Raw genomic sequence first — 1,087 nt, 5'->3', positions numbered from 1 at the left:
GGCTCACGCCGTGGATCGACCGCGCCCGCGCCAGTCTCGTGACTTCCTTCGCCAGCGGCGTCACGAAGGATGAAGCGGCGGTTCGGGCGGCAATCACTTCGCCCTGGTCCAACGGACAGACTGAAGGTCAGATCACCCGCCTCAAGCTCGTGAGAAGGCAGATGTACGGTCGCGGGAAAATCGATCTCCTTCAGGCCAGGCTAATCGGTGCAGAATAATCGGAGCTGCACCAAAATTGCGTCAGAGCCTAAATATTGCAGGCCGAATGACAGCGGAGGTCAAGAATCTTGCACCAGATTTGCGGTCGAACAATTCCAGCGGGTTGCGCAGCGGCATCGTATGTCGGTGGGTTGCGCCGCCGCATCAATGCGTTACAACGATGAAATCCGTGTCTTTTCCCGTCTCGTGGCTAAATCCGTCGTCGGAAATAATCAATGAAGAGGCCGGCGTCAGAAGTTTAGAGATCCTCTCAACGGTATCCCGCGGTATTTCGATGCGGTTGAGGACAGCGTTGGCTTTATCGGGAGACGGTACCGATAGGGCGGTTTGCTTCACGGGCGCTTCGCGTTCTTTTGTGGCATCCTCGATGCGAGGAAATTCGTCCGGAATCGACACGACGGTCCAGCGAATAGCCGCTCCCTCGCTCTGGAATTCCATTGCAGTAAACACGTGCGTTCCAAGGGGCTCCTCCGGATTTTCGATCTTGACCGCAACATCAAACAACGGCGAGAAGCCCTGACGCACGAAGAGCTTGCTCAACTTACGACTCACGAAGACGGAGATCGGGGCCATCTTTCTGGGTGTGCCTTCAGCGGCAGCCGAGTTTGGAACCTGGAGACTAGTCATCTGGAACGCAAGTTCGCCACATTAGTTGATAGCTCGAATCTCTACAGAGGAGAGAGCTCGTGGCGAATGCAGGTGAACGAGGCCGGCCGATCGCGCCGTTGGTGCTTAGTCCGCAGGAGCGGGCGTACTTGGAGAGGCAAGTTCGTCGTCATCGCGTTGCCCGATCGCTATCTGAGCGCTGCCGCGCGATCCTGCGGTGTGCGGATGGCTTGCCAAGCAAGTCCGTGGCTGCCGAACTCGG

The 1,087-nt window shown here is 57.5% G+C and carries 2 protein-coding genes and 1 pseudogene; 2 read left to right on the top strand and 1 reads right to left on the bottom strand.

Annotated elements, in window-relative coordinates; translation table 11 throughout:
- Nucleotides 1-218: transposase (locus AC1DW2_RS43815; RefSeq protein WP_477009214.1), on the top strand; the 218-nt coding region annotated here is incomplete at its 5' end.
- Between the two features lie 145 nt (nucleotides 219-363).
- Here the strand turns inward: AC1DW2_RS43815 and AC1DW2_RS43810 are convergent.
- On the bottom strand, nucleotides 364-759 hold the full coding sequence (locus AC1DW2_RS43810; RefSeq protein ID WP_224580655.1) for a hypothetical protein: 396 nt from the start codon (nucleotides 757-759) through the stop codon (nucleotides 364-366).
- 146 nt (nucleotides 760-905) lie between these two features.
- Between AC1DW2_RS43810 and AC1DW2_RS43805 the strand changes: the two are divergent.
- A pseudogene (locus AC1DW2_RS43805) lies at nucleotides 906-1,087 on the top strand (IS630 family transposase); the annotation flags it as partial.

The organism is Bradyrhizobium sp. P3_C3, from assembly GCF_056402655.1.
This window is presented reverse-complemented; position numbering and strand designations above follow the sequence as displayed.